At 44.2% G+C, this 20146-nt stretch carries 16 protein-coding genes; 14 read left to right on the forward strand and 2 right to left on the reverse strand.

Features of this window, described 5'->3' with window-relative positions; all coding sequences use genetic code 11:
• Positions 1-92: 92 nt before the first annotated feature.
• From AACR75_RS04290 to AACR75_RS04355, 14 genes are all read left to right on the forward strand, one after another.
• Positions 93-2156, forward strand: a complete 2064-nt coding sequence (locus tag AACR75_RS04290) for a tRNA(Met) cytidine acetyltransferase TmcA (RefSeq protein ID WP_047687649.1) — start codon at positions 93-95, stop codon at positions 2154-2156.
• A gap of 308 nt (positions 2157-2464) precedes the next feature.
• A complete protein-coding gene (locus AACR75_RS04295; protein ID WP_017044940.1) occupies positions 2465-2728 on the forward strand; it encodes an STAS domain-containing protein in 264 nt (87 codons plus the stop codon).
• Positions 2729-2751: 23 nt separating this feature from the next.
• Positions 2752-3111: a response regulator gene (locus AACR75_RS04300; RefSeq protein ID WP_026027193.1), complete on the forward strand. Its 360-nt coding sequence runs from the start codon at positions 2752-2754 to the stop codon at positions 3109-3111.
• Positions 3112-3170: 59 nt separating this feature from the next.
• A complete protein-coding gene (locus tag AACR75_RS04305; protein ID WP_047687652.1) occupies positions 3171-5327 on the forward strand; it encodes a chemotaxis protein CheA in 2157 nt (718 codons plus the stop codon).
• A 21-nt stretch (positions 5328-5348) separates the two neighbouring features.
• Positions 5349-5879, forward strand: a complete 531-nt coding sequence (locus tag AACR75_RS04310) for a chemotaxis protein CheW (RefSeq protein ID WP_017044938.1) — start codon at positions 5349-5351, stop codon at positions 5877-5879.
• Positions 5879-6343: a chemotaxis protein CheW gene (locus tag AACR75_RS04315; RefSeq protein ID WP_013868216.1), complete on the forward strand. Its 465-nt coding sequence runs from the start codon at positions 5879-5881 to the stop codon at positions 6341-6343. The genes AACR75_RS04310 and AACR75_RS04315 overlap by 1 nt, the downstream gene beginning before the upstream one ends.
• A gap of 10 nt (positions 6344-6353) precedes the next feature.
• On the forward strand, positions 6354-8372 hold the full coding sequence (locus AACR75_RS04320; RefSeq protein ID WP_047687654.1) for a methyl-accepting chemotaxis protein: 2019 nt from the start codon (positions 6354-6356) through the stop codon (positions 8370-8372).
• Entirely contained in the window at positions 8357-9217 is an 861-nt protein-coding gene (locus AACR75_RS04325) for a CheR family methyltransferase (RefSeq protein WP_047687656.1), read from the forward strand. Before AACR75_RS04320 ends, AACR75_RS04325 begins: the two co-directional genes overlap by 16 nt.
• A 10-nt stretch (positions 9218-9227) precedes the next feature.
• Positions 9228-9869, forward strand: a complete 642-nt coding sequence (locus tag AACR75_RS04330; RefSeq protein ID WP_017049349.1) for a chemotaxis protein CheD — start codon at positions 9228-9230, stop codon at positions 9867-9869.
• The gene (locus AACR75_RS04335) at positions 9866-10909 is read left to right on the forward strand and encodes a protein-glutamate methylesterase/protein-glutamine glutaminase (RefSeq protein ID WP_047687658.1); all 1044 of its coding nucleotides are present in this window, start codon (positions 9866-9868) and stop codon (positions 10907-10909) included. Before AACR75_RS04330 ends, AACR75_RS04335 begins: the two co-directional genes overlap by 4 nt.
• A gap of 44 nt (positions 10910-10953) precedes the next feature.
• Positions 10954-12132 carry a methyl-accepting chemotaxis protein gene (locus AACR75_RS04340; RefSeq protein ID WP_017049351.1) on the forward strand — a complete coding sequence of 393 codons (1179 nt, stop codon included), beginning with the start codon at positions 10954-10956 and terminating at the stop codon, positions 12130-12132.
• Between the two features lie 9 nt (positions 12133-12141).
• A complete protein-coding gene (locus tag AACR75_RS04345; RefSeq protein ID WP_017049352.1) occupies positions 12142-12441 on the forward strand; it encodes an STAS domain-containing protein in 300 nt (99 codons plus the stop codon).
• 18 nt (positions 12442-12459) lie between these two features.
• Entirely contained in the window at positions 12460-14154 is a 1695-nt protein-coding gene (locus AACR75_RS04350) for an ATP-binding SpoIIE family protein phosphatase (protein ID WP_017049353.1), read from the forward strand.
• A 188-nt stretch (positions 14155-14342) separates the two neighbouring features.
• On the forward strand, positions 14343-16019 hold the full coding sequence (locus tag AACR75_RS04355; protein WP_047687660.1) for a DUF342 domain-containing protein: 1677 nt from the start codon (positions 14343-14345) through the stop codon (positions 16017-16019).
• A gap of 81 nt (positions 16020-16100) precedes the next feature.
• On the opposite strand, the gene AACR75_RS04360 is transcribed toward AACR75_RS04355, so the two are convergent.
• Both AACR75_RS04360 and AACR75_RS04365 read right to left on the reverse strand, forming a co-directional pair.
• Positions 16101-18215 (reverse strand): type I secretion system permease/ATPase, encoded by a 2115-nt coding sequence (locus tag AACR75_RS04360; protein WP_013868207.1) that lies wholly within the window; start codon positions 18213-18215, stop codon positions 16101-16103.
• A 15-nt stretch (positions 18216-18230) separates the two neighbouring features.
• Entirely contained in the window at positions 18231-20141 is a 1911-nt protein-coding gene (locus AACR75_RS04365) for a bifunctional diguanylate cyclase/phosphodiesterase (RefSeq protein ID WP_013868206.1), read from the reverse strand.
• Positions 20142-20146 lie beyond the last annotated feature (5 nt).

Genomic DNA, 20146 nt, shown 5'->3' on the forward strand with positions numbered 1-20146 from the left:
AATATAATTTGTCGTAAAGAAAAATATTTTTAACGACGCACAGTGATTATAGCGGCTGTGCTACCATTGCGTTTCAGCGAGGTGGCGTAAATATGAACATGATAGCGGCTTATTTAGATGATTTGATGGTGCAGGCTGAGAATAGCCTATGGCGTATGGGGCTCTTAATCCGTGGTGAGCCTCAATGGCAACAACACGTGCTTATGCATTTTCTCGCAAAAAATGAGGGGCAAGCCATATTTCAGTTAGGTGGAGAACCGTTACCATGCGTTCGTTATGCCCCCTTCAACAAAGGGCAGCAGTTTCTTGGTCAAGAATGCCATTTACTTATTTGTGACAATCACCATGGTTTTGATGCGAACAGTTTCAGTGCTGCGCTGGGTTCACTGGTCGGTGGTGGGTTACTGTTGATCATTGAAGCCCCTCAGCGTAACGACTCTTTTGCTGAGCGCTGGTTAACGCGAGCGTTCGAACAGCTTGTTGTTATAGAACAGAATCAACCTTGCCCTCCTTTACCCGTTTATCCACGAGTCAGCTCTCAATCACCGATTTATAAACAGCAAGTTGATGCGGTTTCAGCAATTCTTCGTGTGATGGATGGGCATCGCAAGCGACCATTGGTTCTCACTGCCGATCGGGGACGAGGGAAAAGTAGTGCGCTTGGTATTGCTGCGGCTAAATTGATGGCGTCTCGTTCATTAGATATTGTGGTCACGGCACCCTCAATCCATGCCGTAGCGCCGATATTTGAACATGCGGCTAAAGGTTTAGCAGGCGCTCGCGTCACCAGACAATCCCTTACTTGGCAAAACTCGTCATTGACGTTTGTGGCACCGGATGAGCTGATTTTGCATCGGCCACAGTGTGATCTCCTATTGGTAGATGAAGCGGCCGCGCTGCCTTTATCAATGTTAAAAAACTGGGTTGAACACTATCATCGTGCGGTCTTCTCTACCACCATTCATGGCTACGAAGGGTGTGGGAGAGGGTTCACGCTTAAGTTTCAAACTTGGTTAGCACACCATCGAGCTGGGACTCGAACTCTCCATTTAGATCAGCCGATCCGTTGGCGTCAGGGTGATCCGTTAGAAGCGTGGCATTACGATACTTTCCTCCTTCGTTATGATTTAGCTACATTGCCGACGATGACATCAGAACAGTTAGCGACACTTAACATTGAGCATCTGGATAAGGCTCAACTCATTGCCAACCCGACACGCTTAGCCGCTATTTTTTCGTTATTAGTGAATGCTCATTACCAGACATCACCGAACGATCTATTTCATTTTTTAGCGGACGATAAAGTTCAGCTAGTTGCTGCAATGGTAGGCGAGGTTTGTGTCGGTTGTTTGCTGACAGTACGTGAAGGTGGGCTTTGTAACGCTTTAGTGGAAGAGATCCAACGAGGAAAGCGACGTCCTAAAGGTCATCTAGTTCCTGTTTGCTTAGCTAATCAAGTTGGTATTACGCAGGCTGCGCAGAGTGTTTGTCAGCGCATCATGCGTATTGCAGTTCATCCCGAATTACAAAATCAAGGGTTGGGCAGCCGCTTGATTGAAGCGTGCATGCTGGAAAATGATGCCGACTATTTAGCGACGAGTTTTGGCGTAACGAGCGATTTAATGGCTTTTTGGGCTAAGAACCAATTTGTTCCGATAAAACTAGGGAGCCACAGAGACAGCGCGAGTGGCTGTTTTTCCTTAATCATGGTCCAAGCGAAAAAATTGGATTGGTTAACTCGGGCTGAACAAATTTTCGAGCAGCATTTCATTTTCTCGCTATCTGATTCTTTGCAAAGTTTAGAGCCGGCTTTGGTTCGGACCATCTTGTCATTAGTCCGAGATCGTGTCGCATGCGCGGATTCAAATGAAGTTAATTTCCTACCTTATTCATTGCTACGTTGTTACGCACAAGGCGGTGCGGATTATGAGAGTGTGAGTGTATGGATTCATCGGCTAATTACTTCATTGGATAAAGCTGCTCTATCACTGTTATCTGATGTACTTATTGTCAAAGTATTGCAAAGGAAAAGCTGGCAAGAGTGTGCCAGTCAATTAAACCTCACTGGACGGAAAATGATTGAGGCTACCCTCCGTCATGACCTTAATCGACTATTAGATGATTTACACTGTAAAGTTGATCATTCAACGCAATGAACTGCAGCCAATTTACAGTGTAAAGCGTGAATAATGTAAGAGCAGACACTTTCTCCAGGTGTACTGTGCTTGTCATATGACAAAAAAGTCCTACTACTTACGTCTTAAGAGTAGGATTTTTTGTTCTAGTCACAGAATAAAAAAATCCAAACTATATTAATGAGTTAACCATACGGTCCCCCTTATTGTGAGGTTTTTATTTTTGTTCCTAACGTGTTCAATCATTTGCTTAATGAGTATTCCCTCCTACACTCAAAGTCAGGTGTTCTCCTAAAAAATAGAATATAAATAGTACGTAAGGATGAGATATGGATTTTTTGTTGGCGGAGTCTTTGGAAATTTCAACGGTACTAGATTCCAAAGCAAATTATCTTCAATGGCTAAGCCTAACTCCTCCTTTAACGATAGATGCATCACGAGTTAATAGCGTGGATGCTGCCGGTCTGCAACTGCTTGCTTCTTTGTTTATGACAGCAGAGCGAGCTGGAATTGAGATTACTTTAGTTAACGCAACAAACACGCTCAATGAAGGTATTGCGCTACTGGCTTTAGAAAGCTTGTTCGCAGAGTAATGAGATTTTGCAAGGAAGGGGCTATGACAAAGATCCTCGCGGTTGATGATTCGGTTTCAATTCGTCAAATGCTAAGCCATACATTGAAAGATGCAGGCTATGACGTTGAAACCGCTACTGATGGAAGTGATGCATTACGTAAGGCACAACAAACCAAATTTGATGTTGTTATTTCGGACGTCAACATGCCAGTGATGGGTGGTTTTGAGTTAGTTAAAGCAATACGTGGTAATGCTCAATATAAGTTTATACCTATTTTGATGTTAACCACTGAAACGAGTATGGAAAAGAAACAAGAAGGAAAACTCGCGGGAGCTACAGGATGGTTGGTCAAACCGTTCAACCCTGAGACGCTATTGAAAACACTAAAACGGGTCATATAGAACACCGTATTTTATTAAAAGCTTCATTCGTTAAACGACGTTAACTGGCAGGAAGAGCTATGGCTTTAGACATGGAACTGTTGCGCAAGATGTTTTACGAAGAGTGTCGTGAAAATCTTGAAGTGCTTGAAAATGTACTGCTTAATCTTGACCCTAATCAGGTTGAGAAAGAGACTATTAATACCATTTTTCGGGCTGCCCATTCGATTAAAGGTGGCGCTGCGACCTTTAGTTTACTGGATATCAGTGAATTTACCCACTCTGTCGAAGCGTATCTTGACCTCGTCCGTAACGAAAAATCAACTCTCACTGCTCAAAGTGTGGACATTTTACTGAAAAGCGGTGATTGCATTCGCAATATGCTCGCGGGGCATGAGAGCCACGGTGAGGTTGATAGTGAGCTTCAGCAGAGAGTCAGCCAGTCACTGCATGCTTTACTTGCTGACAATTCAACGGTTGATCATGAGCTAGCAGACCATCACCCGCTTGACGCCGAAGATGAACAGACGTCATCGCTCTTAAAGGCTTCTGACAACGAGAACAACTTAGGTTGGAAAGTCGTTTTTACTCCGCATAGAGAACTTTATTTCAGTGGTAATGATCCACTTCGGTTGCTGCGAGAGCTTTATGAACTGGATGATCAGTGCAGGGCGGAAGCTCAGCTTGAGCACCTTCCCGAATTGGTGGAAATAGAGGCTGAGCTTTGTTATTTAAGCTGGACTATTTTTCTCAGTAGCCAAGTGCAAGAGAGTGATATTCGCGAAATTTTTGAATGGGTTGAAGATGAATGTGACTTAATTGTTGAACCTTTAGTACAAGAATCGACGACCCAAGGTATGATCAGCGAGAGTGAGGAATCTTCGGCCGAGGTGCCACCTACGTTTCATGCGAACGCTGTTCCCCCTACCGAATCGGCAGAGCAAGTTGATCTCATAAAACCCATCGATCTCATAAAATCAATAGAGTCTACGCCCGCTGTTGCGCCCAAAGTGGCTAAAGCAGAATCCAGCGTAAGCTCTATTCGCGTCGATATTGAGAAAGTCGACAGCCTGATTAATTTGGTTGGGGAACTTGTTATCACCCAATCAATGCTGACCGAAATCGGCAACGATTTCACCATGGATAAATTAGAAAAGTTGCAAGCAGGCCTAGTTCAGCTTTTGCAAAACAGTAAAGATTTACAAGAAAATGTGCTCAATATTCGCATGCTGCCGATGAGCTTTGCTTTTAGCCGCTTTCCTCGCCTTGTGCGAGACTTGTGCGGCCGACTTGAAAAAAAAGTAGAACTGAACATCATTGGTGAGCATACCGAGCTCGATAAAACCGTCCTTGAACGTATTGTTGATCCATTGGTTCATTTAGTCAGAAATGGTATTGACCACGGAATTGAACAGCCACACATTCGCCTTGAACAAGGCAAACCAGAAATCGGCACCATTGAACTACATGCTTATCATCAAGGTGGCTCGATAGTGATCGAAGTGAAAGATGATGGCGCGGGAATCAACTGTGAAAGAATATTTCAAAAGGCGCTAGAAAAAGGTGTATTACCTAAAGATACACGGCGTGAAGATATCACCGACAAACAGATCCTTAACCTTATTTTTGCCGCAGGGTTTTCAACAGCAGAACAAGTGTCTGATATTTCAGGTCGTGGCGTCGGTATGGATGTTGTAAAACGTAATATCGAAGAGTTGGGTGGGCATATTGATGTCGAATCCACGTTAGGTAAAGGCAGCCATTTCACTATCTGTTTACCACTCACTTTAGCCATCCTCGATGGGCAATTGATCAAAGTAGGCGGGGAAGTTTACATCATCCCACTGCTCACCATTATCGAATCTATCCAAATCAACCTAGCTAATGTGAAGTATGCCGCCGGTGGGGTTGAGCTGTACCGGCTTCGTGACGAAAACATTCCTATCTTACGTCTGCAAGATGAACTGGAAATGGGATCAAGTGGTGCTTTGCCCGATAGAATACTCTGCTTTGTTGAAGCCGCTGGGTGTCGCGTTGGCTTATTGATTGACGAGCTGCTAGACCAGCAGCAAGTGGTTATAAAGAGCTTAGAGTCAAATTACTGCAAAGTGGCAGGCATATCAGGAGCTACGATTTTGGGAGATGGTTCCGTTTCGCTCATTTTAGATATTCAAGGGTTAATCTCCACGTACTCGAATCGACGTTCAAGTTTATCTCCCAAGATTATTGCCGCTTAGTGAAGGTGACAGAGAAGAGCCATGGAATATGATTATTCACCAAATCATCAACAAGAGAATCAAACACAGAGTGTTTTGAATGCTGTTTATGAAGAAAGAAGCTGTGAGGCCGATTTTCTGAGTTTCCGGTTAGCGAATGAGTTGTACGGGGTAGCAATTCAAGATGTTGAAGAGATTCGAGTGTGGGAGCCACCTACGCCTATTCCTCGCGCGCCTAGCTTTGTGAAAGGTGTGATTAATTTACGCGGCATGATTGTGCCTATTATCGATCTGCGCCTTCGATTTGGCATGGAGGCTTGTGGCTACTTTCCCACGACTGTGGTGTTGGTACTTCGTAGCCTGCAACAAGAGCGGCCTCGTATTATGGGCTTAGTCGTTGATGCAGTGAGTGATGTGATTGGCCAGGGAGATAATGTGCTGTTTCCTGCCGTGGGGGAAACACCTGCCGCTGCGTATTCGCTCGGTTTGCTCAATGTTGGCGAAGAGGTCATGTCACTGCTCGATACCCAAGGGCTCCTTGATATGCACCGAATACTGAGTGAGGAACCCTGATGTCTAAACAAGAGTTTCTTAGTTTCGTGCTAGATAACGATGAGTACGCTGTGCCAATCCTTGAGGTCCGAGAAGTTCGCGGCTGGAGTGATGTGCGCTCTGTACCCAATGCACCGGATTACTTAGTTGGCTTACTCAATATTCGTGGTGAGTACGTACCGATTGTTGATCTTCGAATTCGTTTTCGTCTGCCACCTGCACAGATTGGGGCCACGACAGTTGTTATCGTTTTGAATGACGCGCAACGCAATCCGCTCGGCATTATTGTCGATGGTGTTTCAGAAGTGTATGACTTAGCCGCTGAAGAGATAAAACCTGTACCAGCCTTATCCACCACGGTTGAACCACAATTTATGAAGGGAATTGCTAGTGTGGCTAACGGTCATTTGATCCTAATTAATATCGAGACCCTTTTTGATGTACCTGGGTTAAATCAGACATTCGTAGAAGACGCTATTTTGTGAGGGAATACTCATGGCATTTTGGAACCGCAAACCAGAACCAAAAAAATTTGTTGGGCAGATAGAAGATCCATTGGTCGATGAGAATGAAGGGCTCTCCAATCAGCAGCTTCTTTCTGCTCTTAATGCAGCAAAAACCGCATTGATGATGATTAACCGAGATTTTCAAATCACCTATCTCAATAAGCAGTCATTGATTCTACTCAAGCAGCATGAAGTGCTTTTTCAAAGTGTCTGGCCTGATTTTAAAGCTGAAGAGTTGTCATTGATTGGCTACTGCATCGATGGTTTTCACGTCAATCCACAGCATCAACGCCAAATGTTGTCGAATCCAGCCAACTTGCCTTTCACTACCATGATTACTATTAAAGGAGTGAAGATCGAGCTTAATGTTGGCGCCATTATTGATGAAGACGGTATTTATATCGGGAACACATTAGAGTGGCGTGATGTCACTCAAGAGATTGCAAAAGAGCAAGAAATAGGCCGCTTAGCTTCGGCAGTCGAGGGGATGACAACCAACCTAATGATGGCCGATAAAGAGGGTATTATTCAATACTTAAACCCTTCATTGACCAAGTTGATGCGTACAAGAGAAAGTGAGTTGAGGACAGTATTAACAAGCTTTGACGTCAATAATCTGGTCGGACAAAATATCGATATCTTTCATAAAAACCCGGGCCATCAACGTAGCATTATTGCCAACCCTGATCGTTTGCCATTTTCATCCAACATCAAAGTGGGGGCGCTGCAATTTAATTTAACTTGTATTGCGATGCACAATCACAAAGGGGAATACATTGGCCCTGCATTGCAATGGATCGATATTACCGAACAACAAGATGGTCAATACCAAGTAGAGAGCCTCATTCAAAAAGCTATCGCAGGGCAGTTGAATGAACGAATTGATACCACCGTGTACAGCGGATTTATGCGGGAGTTGGGCGAGGGGATTAATAACTTGCTTGATACCTTAGTTTCACCGCTGGCTCAGTGTATTGACGTCATGAGTAAAGTGGCGGATGGCGATTTGAATACCAAGATGGAAGAGGGTAGCCAAGGTGAGTTTGGTCAACTGCAAAATGCGGTCAATACCTCGATTGCTAACCTGCGCGATATGGTTGAAAAAATCACCATTTCTTCTGCCAGAGTGGCTACGGCGTCAACGGAAATCGCGCAAGGCAATAATGATTTGAGCCAACGGGTGGAAGCTCAAGCATCCAATTTAGAAGAAACGGCCGCCAGTATGGAAGAGATGACAGCGACCGTGCGCCAAAATGCAGATAACGCCAAAGGTGCGAACGATCTAGCGAGTGATGCTGCCAAAAAAGCCAGTAAAGGTGGTGAAGTGGTGGGGCAAGCGATCTCGGCCATGTCGGAAATTAATCGTTCGAGTAAGAAGATTGCCGATATTATTGGAGTGATAGACGAGATAGCCTTTCAAACCAATTTATTGGCTTTGAACGCAGCGGTAGAAGCGGCAAGAGCCGGAGAACAAGGGCGTGGGTTTGCTGTTGTTGCTGGAGAGGTTCGGAACCTTGCGCAGCGCAGCGCAGCAGCGGCGAAAGAGATTAAAGGGCTGATTAAAGATAGTGTTGAGAAAGTAGAAGAGGGATCGCGTTTAGTTGATGAGTCAGGAGCAACATTGAATGAGATTGTGGACGCTGTAGCAAAAGTATCTGATCTCATCGCCCAAATTGCATCATCCAGTATTGAACAATCGACGGGCATTGACGAAATCAATCGTGCAATTACAGCCATGGATGAGATGACGCAGCAAAATGCCTCTCTTGTTGAACAAACCTCTGCGGCCAGCCAATCGTTGAAAGATGAAGGGAAAGAGCTGATTAGCTTGATGAGCTATTTCACCACCGATGACAACATCAAAACGTTCGAGCCCAAAAGAACACCCATCTCCGCCCATCAACCCAAACCCAAGGTCAAGAAAGTGGCAGGCATTAAAGCCACCAATAACGTTGCCAATTCTGGGCTCAACCTCAATGAGGATGGAGATGAATGGGAAGAGTTCTAACAGATAGCCATCCAATCATGATGAACAATGACCAAGAATTTGAACTCACTGCAAAGGATTTCAAATTCATCCAGTGGTTTATGCACAAAACGGCCGGCATTTACTTATCAGATGCGAAGCGCGCGATGGTTTACGGCCGTTTGAGCCGTCAGATGCGTCGACTGGGGATTCAGCGTTTCTGTGATTACAAGGAGCTTATTGAGCATAATGAGCGAGAGCGGATCAACTTCATCAATGCGTTAACGACTAACAAAACCCAGTTTTTTCGCGAGTATCATCACTTTGAGTTTTTGGAAAAAGTACTGCTCGATGAGTGGCGATCACAGGGCGTGCGTCATCCTAAAATTTGGTCTGCTGGATGCTCTAGCGGTGAAGAGCCATACAGTTTTATTGCGTCGCTATACAGCAGCGGTTTATTTGATTTCGCGGATAATATTGATATCTACGCAACAGATTTAGACACACAGGTTTTGGCACATGCGCAAGCGGGCATTTATACCGATGAGGCTGTGGCTACTATTCCACAGCACTATCTCAAAAAGTGCTTTGTAAAAGGGCGCGGTATCAAACAGGGAAAAATAAAAATCGCCAGTCAATTGCAACGTTTTGTCCATTTTCAGCAACTGAATTTATTATCTCCTTGGACGTTACCTAAGAATTTAGACCTCATTTCGTGCCGAAATGTGATGATCTACTTTGATAAACCCACTCAGGAGGCTTTGCTCGAAAGGTTCTATGAATGGTTGAAACCGAATGGGATTTTATTTCTGGGTCATTCAGAAAGTGTGGGGCGCTGTGCTGATGTTTTTCATCATCTCGGCCACACCATTTACGTGAAAAAATGAGGAACAATGAATGGCCTCGTTAGCGATGTATTTGGCAACAGATAATCGGAATTTCAGTCGATTTCATCATCCCAAGCAGAAAGTGGATTGGGTTAAGGTGCTACCCGGTGGGTTGTATAGCACTATGCAACAAGAGGTAATTTACACTGGGCTCGGTTCTTGCGTAGCGGCTTGTATGTGGGACCGAGAGGCCAAAGTCGGGGGGATGAACCATTTTTTATTACCTTTTGATCAGCATTCGCAAATTGATCACTGGCATCCAGATGAAATTGAGTCCACGGCTTCTCGTTATGGTTGTTACGCAATGGAGTTACTGATTAACCAATTGATCAAAATGGGTGCCGAGCGTAGGTGCTTACGCGTCAAGCTGTTTGGTGGCGCACAAATGCTGGGTTTTAAGGCCATGATTGGCCAGAAAAATATAGATTTTATCAAAAACTATGTTGAGCAAGAAAGGCTTATTGTTGAAGCCAGTGACTTGGGGGGGGACGAACCGAGAAAAGTCATTTTCGAACCTCTGACAGGTAAAGTGTGGTTAAAAAGAATTCCATTAACTGAAGTGAACCAGTTAAGTTTTCAAGAAAAGATTTATGCCACGCAGTTAGATCGTAAAGCGCATAAAGAGAGTGATGATGTGGAGTTATTTAAATGAAAAAAATCAAAGTGTTGATTGTCGATGATTCTCCCGTTTTTAGAGCACTGCTCTGCGAGCTGATTAATGCTGACCCCATGTTAGACGTTGTCGCAATGGCACAAGACCCTTACCAAGCCCGAGAGCTTATCAAGCAGCACAATCCTGATGTGCTAACGCTAGATATTGAAATGCCAAAGATGAATGGCGTGCAATTTTTAAAAAATATCATGCGGTTACGCCCCATGCCGGTGGTGATGATTTCAACCTTGACCCAGCATGGCGCGCAAGCCACGTTAGAAGCATTGGAGCTTGGTGCGGTGGATTACTTCCCTAAACCGTCGGTCGAAAATACGGCTGAAATGGCAAGTTATAGGGAACTGGTGAACGAAAAAATAAAAATGGCGGCAGGGGCCAATGTCGTTCAAGCGCATCATTCTGCTGCGGTTAATCAGGTCGAACTGATAGCGGCTAGCCACCAAGGGGCGCGTTATCAGTTGATCGCGATTGGAGCCTCAACGGGCGGAACAGAAGCATTAAAAAGCATATTCTCTGTTTTACCAGCAGGGTTGCCACCGATCGTGATCACTCAACATATCAGTGCGATGTTTACTCGCCCCTTTGCAGAGCGTTTGAATCTTTGTAGCGCCGTAGAGGTAAGAGAGTTGTCCGCTAATCAAGCGCCTTTAGTGAATGGATGTGCTTATGTTGCTCCCGGAGATAAGCATCTGATGGTGATAAAAAAAGGCACTCACCTTTACTGTCAAGTTGACGATAGACCTGCGGTCAATCGTCATAAACCGTCAGTAGATGTGATGTTTGATGCGGTCGCCGAAAATGTGGGAGACAAAGCCATCGGTATCCTCTTAACCGGGATGGGTAAAGATGGAGCGCAAGGCATGCTCAAAATGAAGTTGTGTGGCGCATTGACTTTAGCTCAAGACGAAAAAACATCAGTGGTGTGGGGAATGCCCAAAGCGGCAGTAGAGATTGGCGCAACACAGAATATCAAAGCGTTAAATGCCATACCACAATGGATTTGTGATGAACTCTATCGCTAGTGTTGTCTCATTAAATAAGCTCAACATAGATAAGCAAGGAATGGGTGATGATAAATAAAACAGTGACACCAAAAGCAAAATATATTTTAGCTTTAGTTTTGCAGCTAATGGCCCTTTTTGCCGTCATGCTTCACTCCCCTAATTTATGGAGCATAGGACTGGTGATTTTTGCGGCAGCAATACCTTGGCTAGTATTGTCCATGAATTTTAGTGAACAAAACAAAGCTAAAGCCAACCAAAATAAGGTTGAAGAAGAGTCCACTCTTGAAACGCAGCAACATCTACAGAGTATTGAAAAACTGTTCAAAGAGACGCTACCTAAAGTGAGTAGCCCTTTGACCATGCAGCACACCGTGATTGAAGGCTCAGTAGAGACATTAAACAACGCATTTTTTAGCTTGCAAGACATCAGTGAAAAGCAGAGCCAAGTTTCGAGTACCTTGGTCAATAATTTATTGGCTAACCAAGGTAGTGAATATGATCTTACCACCGTGTTGCCAAGAACTGAGGCAATTATTGACGGTTTTGTTCAGATTCTAGTAGACATTTCGGAGAAAAGTATTTCAGCGGTACACAGTATTCACGATATGTCAGAACAGCTAGATGCGGTCTTTAAATTACTTAATCAAGTCCGAAACTTATCGGAACAGACCAACTTATTGGCATTGAATGCGGCGATTGAAGCGGCTCGAGCAGGCGAGGCGGGGCGAGGCTTCGCGGTCGTGGCTCAAGAGGTGCGCGATTTGTCGGTTAAAGCAAGAACGCTGAATACCCAAATTGAATCTGAAATTAATGTTGCCCAACAAACGGTGCTGCAAGCAAACAAAACCGTTGGCGATATGGCCTCGATAGACATGACACTCATAATTGAGTCTAAAGGAAATGTGGATCACATGCTGCATGGCGTTCAGCAAGTGAATATAGAAATAGAGCAAGAAGTGCAAAAAATTCAAGAATTAGGACAAGAATTAACCCAGCAAGTGAGTAATGGCATCCGTGCCCTTCAATTTGCTGACATTGTGGTTCAACAAAGTGATTATGCGCATGCGTCTATTGATTATTTGCAGGAAGCAAATGAGCTATTGAACGCTTTACTAACACAAAGCATGACTAAAGCAGCATGGGCAGAACAACTTCACCAATTGACAGAGCGCTTGCACAATAGAAGTGCTCCTGCTGCAAATCAAACCAATATGGATGAAGGCGAAGTCGAGCTGTTTTAGGAGAATATGATGAGTATAGAAACGGTAATAGATAGCACTACTAAGCACATTACGATCGTAATTGAGGGGGCCTTTGGCTTTAACCTAGTTAAAGAATTTCGTAATAGCTATTCACCTTACCGAGGCTTTAGATTCACCATTGATTTACGCAAGGTGGACTATATTGACAGTGCTGGTCTTGGCATGTTGCTCAATATGCAGAAATATCTTGAGCAAAGTGATGGCATGATCCGAATTACTAACACCTTACCTCAAATAAGGAAAGTTTTACTGATTTCTCGATTTGATAAGAAATTTAGTATCGAATAATGCTTAAGGAATAAGCCGATGCGCGTAACGATTGTTGATGACCATAAATCAAATAGAGAGCTCTGTCGGTTTATCTTATTGCCTATTGCCGAGCATATCGATACCTTCGAAAATGGCGCTGATGCTGTTGAGGCGATGCTCGTCATGGACGTCTTACCCGACGTTATTTTGTTGGATGTGATGATGCCAGTTAAAGATGGTTTCACCACCGCAAAAGAGATCCGAGACTCTTTTCCAAATCACCATATCCCAATTATATTTTTGACTGTGCTTGATGATCATGATTCATTTGAACGCTGTTTATCGCTGGGCGATGATTTTATTCTTAAACCAGTAGAGCGAAGCGTACTGCTCGCTAAAGTGCAGGCTCATTACCGTATTGTTAAAATGCATAATGAAGTGACTCAGCAGCGAGATAAACTCAATTATTTCAACGAACAAGTACAATATGACTACGCCATCGCCGAATCCATTTTCACCAACTTAATGGAGGAGATGAGTGCAAAAGTCAACAATATCTATGGCATCAGTTATATCTCCACACCTTCGACCATTTTTAATGGTGATCTCATCATTGTGGCGAACCGGCCCTATGGTGGCGTGTACGTCATGATCGCTGATGCCACTGGGCATGGATTACCCGCCGCGATTTCAACGATCCCTGCCACGCGTACGTTTTTTTCAATGGCTGAAAAAGGGATGTCGCTTGGCGAAATGGTCGCTGAACTTAATAGTGCGCTAGTAAAGTTTTTGCCTGTTGGCATGATGCTTGCGGCCAGTGTATTTGAGATACGAGCCAACGGCTTCGAGGTTTCGTGGTGGGGAGGTGGTTTGCCTGATGGTTATTTACTGGATGAAGAAAGCAACATCGTTCGTCGTCTCGTTTCCACACATATGCCGCTGGGAGTTCTGGATGCTGATGAATTTGAAGTAAATTTAGTTCATCTCAAATTAAAACCTAACCAAACGATCCTCTGTTATACCGACGGTATTACCGAAGCGATGAATGAAAACGGGGAACAATTTGGCCAGTTGCGACTCGAACAAGTTTTGCAGCGGAACGTTAAGACTCAGATTTCAGATTTGTATGATGAAGTATGCCAGTTTTCCAATCGTGGCCATGGTGATGATCTCTCAATTCTTTCAATGACATTTCCAATTACCAATAATAATGAAATATTAGCGTCGCAAAAAAACCGATTTCTTAGCCATATACCAATGCAAAGCCATCTCTTTTTTCCTGCTTCAATTCTTAAAAAGATTTCAGTTATGGTCGAGATGCGTAACATTGTTCGCGGTTTTATCAGTGGTGGTGAGCATCTTGATCTCGTTTGCTCTGTATTGTCAGAACTGTTTGCTAATGCCATTGAGCATGGGTTATTAAAACTTAACTCTTCACTAAAAGATGACCCAGATGGATTTCTCACTTTTTACCAACGACGTGAAGAGTGTATGGATGAGTTAGATGAATCGTTATGGATTAAACTAGACATTGATTATGACCCAACGGTGGGACAATTGAGCTTTTCACTCGAGCATAATGGTGAAGGCTTTGAATACCAACATACGGTTGCAGACGGCAACTGTACACATGGTCGAGGGATTATTTTGGTCTCTAAATTGTGTGAGTCATTGGAATATTCAAAAAATGGTTGCACTGTTAAGGTGACTTACGCCTTTAACAGTAAACATGATTTTCCGATATTGTCTTAATACTGAACAGATTATTTACACTGTAAAATTCTGCGTAACTCATTCTTTCGTTTATTTTTAGGTTGTACGGTTCGTTTCGTCGTGACTAAGTGATGTAGCCCTTAATTTAGTTGCCTAAAGATTTAGTCCATACTGTAAATTGTATACACTGCCATACGAACGGAATCTAACCATATGGGTTAAGTAGTATGTGGAAACGCTTAATTTCGCTTTCAGAGGACAAAAAACAAGTCATTGCCCAGCTGCCTGGGACGGAGTCCATCGACAAAAATTTTGACCAAGCAGGCTTGAAAGAAGCATTGTTTGAGTTATCTGCATCGACATTTTTCTTAAATGAAACTGAAGTTACCCGCTTTATCAACTGTGCAAAAGAGGGTAAGGGTGAAGCATTCTCTGGAATCACCATTGCAGAGAAAAAGAACGCTTCGGTGGAGATTGAATTTAGTGATCGAGATATGTTAGCCAGCATGGTCGTGACGGGTGCATATGGGGGCAGAGCATTGCGCGGTAGTGAGTTGGTGTATGCATTGGCTCACTCCCATGTGACAAAAGGCATCAACAAACTGGCTTTAAAGAAAGTGTTAATGGTAAGTAATACCTTGAAGCCAGGGGAGGTATATACTCAGCCTGTTGCGCAGGGGCGTGAACCCATTCAAGGTAAAGACGCACAATTTATTCCTTTGGTTGAGGATGTCAGTAAGCGCGTGTTAGCACCGACCAAAAAGCAAGGACAGAACAAAATTGATATGCGCAACTTAGGTGAAACCATCACTGTTGGTCAAGATGATGAAGTGATGCGTCGAATTCCTGCAACAAAAGGAACGCTAGGCTATACCGTGCAGGGAAAAGTACTGGATCCTAAACCAGGTAAAGACTCGGCCTTAGTTGCAGGAAAGGGGTCTTACATCTCACCCAATGACCCGAATGTGCTACTGGCCAGTCAAGCGGGCATGCCTATCCTGAAAAGTAAAACGGTTGATGTCGATAACGCTTTATGTTTAAACAACGTCAGTGTAGCGACTGGCCACGTGAAATTTAAAGGATGTGTTGTCATCACGGGCGATGTCGAGCCTGGGATGATCGTGAGAGCGACGGGCTCAATCACCATCGGTGGGTTTGTTGAGTCTGCTGATGTTCAAGCCCAAGGTAATATTGATGTTGGTAAAGGCATTATTGGCCATACGGTGTTTGATGATGAAGCAAGAACATGCATTATCAAATCAGGAGGCTCTATCACGGCTAACTATGCTCAATTTAGCGAACTGCAAGCGGCAGATGACATCAATTTAGCGGTTCACAGCATGAGCAATGAATTGCGCTGTGGCAATGATCTAAAAGTATTAGATAGTAAAGAGAAGCAAGGCACACTCAGCGGTGGTCACGCGAAAGTTGGTGGTAAGATCGTTTGCTTCAATCTAGGCGTTGAAGGCGATACCGCCACGGCTGTGCAGGCTTTTGCTCGTTATGCTGTGTATAAAGAACGGGTCGCGAAACACAAAGAGCATTATAAACAAGCGCAAGAAGCGACGATGGAAGTGATCCGCCGTGAGATTGAATTTAAGAAAAAGCCTAAAGCGGAACGCTCGGAAGAGGAACTGCTAAAAATTGATGAATTTAAGAAACAGACTAATGATCGTTTAGAAAAAGCAAAATTGGCGTTGGATATGCTGGGAGAGGAGTTTGATCAATTGCTCGAAATGAATACGATCGAAGTCAAAAATAAAGTTTATACCCATGTTTCGGTGCAATTTGATGATGAGCGGATCATCACCAAGCGGGCTCATGGCGCTAGTATTTTCTCATTTAACCAGTATGAGATTAAATGTGCCTCGATGCTTGAAGATGAAGATGTCGGAGGGATCTAACATTCTTATCTCAGAGTGCTAAGCAAAAAACGAGGCATTTTGCCTCGTTTTTTGCTGATTATGCTATTTCTAGTAAGGTGGCTATTGCACTGATCTCACTTTGCCCTGTTTGAGATCGTTTAACACCATCGATTTAGGACCATCGGCAATGACACAGCCTTTCTCCATCACAATGACGCGATCAACCACATCGAGCATTGACGTTTTATGAGTAATTAATATTAATGTCTCACTTGGTGTCAATTGAGACAGTTGATGTTTGATGTGCATTTCAGAACGATTGTCCATGGCGCTGGTGGGTTCATCAAGTAGCAAAACGGGTGGGCGTCCGAGCAGTGCACGAGCAATGGCTACCGCTTGCCTCTGACCACCAGACAACAACAAGCCGCCTTCACCCACTTGTCGTTCTAACCCCGCGGGGTCTTGCTGTGTGAACGCGGTAACTCCCGCTCGGTTAGCGGCATCCATCACATCTCTATCATCAACTAATGGACGCCCGAGCGTAATGTTATCGCGAATTGAACCGTAAAATAGGTTGCTGTCTTGAGGTACGCAACCAATATTACGTCTCACATCAATGTGATGCAGTTGCGCGATATCGGTGTCATCAATGCGAACATTCCCCTCGGTCGGTTGATATAACCCCATGATAAGGCGCTCTAAGGTGGTCTTCCCTGAGCCGATGCGGCCTATGATCGCTACTTTTTCACCCGGATGAATCGTTATACTTAAGTCACGTATTGATGCAACAGGCGCATTAGGGTAGTGAAAAGTGATTTTGTCTAGCTCAATTTTACCTTGCACAATCGGACGATGAATATAGCGTTTACCTTCTTCTTGCTCATCGGGCATTTGCATCACTTGCTCAATGATTTTTAAGGACGATTTGGCTTGGTTGTAGCGTGTTGAAAGTAATGATAGTTGCACCATTGGGCCAATCGCACGGCCGCTGAGCATGGTTGCGGCGATGAGCCCACCCATAGTTAAATCGCCGTTGGATATCAGATAGACGCCTAAGATGATCATGCCAACATTCGCGGCTTGCTGAACAAAGCCGGCAGTATTTTGAATACCATCAGTAATTCTACGGCTTTTAATGTTCCAGTTCGCCATGTGCGCGACCGCTTCTTCCCAGCGATATTGAAACTGACTTTGAGCGCCAAAGAGTTTCACCGTTTCAAGTCCAGCTAAACTTTCAATCAGGTTGGCGTATTTTTGTGATGCCAGTCGAGAGCCCTCTTCAATCGCCCGTCGTAGAGGTGCTTGGATGAGCAGAGAATAGATAGCAATGATCAGTACACCAGCGATAGGTACCAGCACTAAGCTGCCTGCCATTAGCCAGATCAGCACTAAAAAGAGCAGTGCAAATGGCAGGTCAATCAATGATGAGATGGTTGCTGAGGTAAAGAATTCGCGTATGGATTCGAACTCTTGTAAATGTCGTGCAAACGCACCGACAGAAGGAGGACGAGACTCCATTCTGATCCCCATCACTTTACTAAAGAGCTTGGAAGAGATCAGAATGTCAGATTTTTTGCCCGCTACATCAATAAAATAACTGCGAAGTAGTTTGAGGAGCAGATCGAATAAGAAGATCACAAAAATCCCGCTCGCTAATACCCACAAGGTTTCAAACGCAAGGTTAGGCACGACTTTGTCATACACTAAACGGCTGAACATTGGTGCCGCAATGGCAAACAAATTGATTAAAATGGAAGCGATCAACACATCGCGATAAATGTGCTTTGACTGCCATAACGTACCCCAAAACCAGTGGCCATCACGGGTCTTTAATATTTCTGGTGAGCGCTCGTCATAGCGAAACTGTTTTTTCACCATGAAGTAGCGGCCAATATAGCGTTCAGTCAGTTCCTCTAAGGGAATAGCTACGGGGATTAGACCAGACTCCGCAGTGACGACCTCAGCTTCTTGATTCGCTTCGTTGATGCTGCTGAGCACACAGGCTTCACCGCCTTTTAAAATTAAGATAACGGGGAAAACCAATTTTGGGATTTGATCCAATGCTGAGCGATTTTCCTTGGCGATTAACCCCGCTCTTTCGGCTGCTCGAGGAAAGAGAAAAGGCGTCAGTTTCCCATCTGATAAAGGTAGGCCGTTGATCAGTGCTTCTGGGGAATTCGCCAATCCATAATAACGACTCACATAGATAAGCGAATTGAGTAGCGTGTCTTGCATTACATCTGACCTTTTTTATTTATCCACAATAAAGCCTTGGAAGACTTCTATAAAATGCTCGGAAAGGAAATCAAGTTGAGTTTGCGTTTCTACCCTTGACGCAATTGTGGTGATTCCTAAATTGTGTGCTGTGCGAGAAATCGACGTTAAGGTGAATTTTTGCTTTTCATCGTCGAGATGGTGAGTAAATAGATAATCGAGTTTCACGTATTTTGGACGGTACTCGTTGATGTAGTCTAATGATTGGAAATTCCGGCCATAGTTATCGACACCAAAGTCTGCGCCGGCTGCTCTTATGGCATTACAAAATAGCGCCGTATGGTGAGGGGCGTTGAGGAATGCGTTTTCCGGTATTTCAAAGTGTAGGTTCTCACAGATAGAGCGATGCTTCGCCAGAGTCTGAGTGACCCAACGAATAAAACTGGGTTGAGAAAGGCTGCTTTGAGCGATATTAATGGCTAATGGTTCGGCTATCTCTCCCGTTTCGAGCTTGCGAATCATCGTTTCAATAACATATTCATCAAAAATATGGCTGGCATTGAGTTGGTCGAGTGCAAATAAGTATTGGTTAGCGCTGTAGCGTTTACCATCGTGCTCAATCGCTGAAAAAACTTCGCGGTGGAAAGTTTGTCCCCAGCTATTATTGGCTGACTGCAAACGGAAACTGAACCAATCGTTATGGATAGCTTCTTCAACCAATGCTTTCCATTGCTGTTTACCCATCACAGTTTGTTTGGTTTCACTGCTGACAAAGCCGTAAATCAGCTCTGGATTTGCAGTTGCAATGGCTAACGCGTTGTCGAGCAAGGAAAGTAACTGCGTTGAAGATTTTGGTTCTTTATTATGAACAACACCTAAAGAGACTTTGGCTGATGCCATGCCAGTCGGGTCGGCTAGAGTGTCTTGCACAAAATTCATAATACTATCGGCGATGATTTTGAGTTCACTCTCTTCCATGTTGGGCAAAATAAAGCCAAACTCTTCGGTAGAAATGCGTGCCAGAGTCACATCAGGTGAAGTAATCGACACTTTTAGATGCTCAGCCAAATGGCGCACCATACCATCGCCTGCTTCATAACCCTTTTCTTCGTAAAGCTCTTTAATAAACTCTGCTTGCAAAATAGCAGCGCCACCTATGGCACTTTCTGATAGCCAACTACTGAGTTGACTCATGTAATAGGCGCGGTTGCCAAGTTGAGAAACTGGGTCAATATAAGCACGCTCACGCAGTTGCTGCGCTTCTTGCGCCTGAGCTTTGAACGCTTTTTCAACCTGCGCTGACATGCTATTGATACCATCAACTACATAAATCAGATCTTTGGTCGCTGGCCGCGGTAGCGGTTCACCAAAATGGTTGCGTGCGACTTGCTCCATTTTTTCGACAATCATCTGTAGCGGGCGTAAAGCGCGCTTCAGAATGAAAGCGATGGCGGCAAGGCCAATCACAAAAATAGCGCTAAACGCGATAAGTAGCCGAATCAGCGCCTTCCATAATTGCGCATAGGCCTCGCCAGGGTGGCTGACAATTTCGACTTCAGCAAGCTGCATCCAACCACTGGTTACAACGCGTTGATCATGGATCGGTGCAAACAGGTGTAAATTGGTAAACCATTGCGGAACGTTATTGGGTTTTACAGGGTAAGATCGCAGAATCTCTTCGTCATCGTCTAGAAAAATCAATCGTACGACTGAGTAAGAGCTGCCATCAAACAAGGCATTGATAACCGACTCAACCGCAATCTTATCTTTCTTCTCCAAATAAGGTGCCAGCGCCAAACCGACGGTGTTGATGGTGTTGTTGACTTCAGAGCGCTGCTGCTGCTCTAAGTTGTTGCGGGTCGTATTGAATTCAATAATAAAGACTGAAGTCATCAGCATAATGAAGACGGCAATCATTCCCGCGACAAGTTGTTTATATAGCGTCATATTAC

Source organism: Vibrio sp. ZOR0018, from assembly GCF_963865925.1.
GTDB classification, from domain to species: domain Bacteria; phylum Pseudomonadota; class Gammaproteobacteria; order Enterobacterales; family Vibrionaceae; genus Vibrio; species Vibrio anguillarum.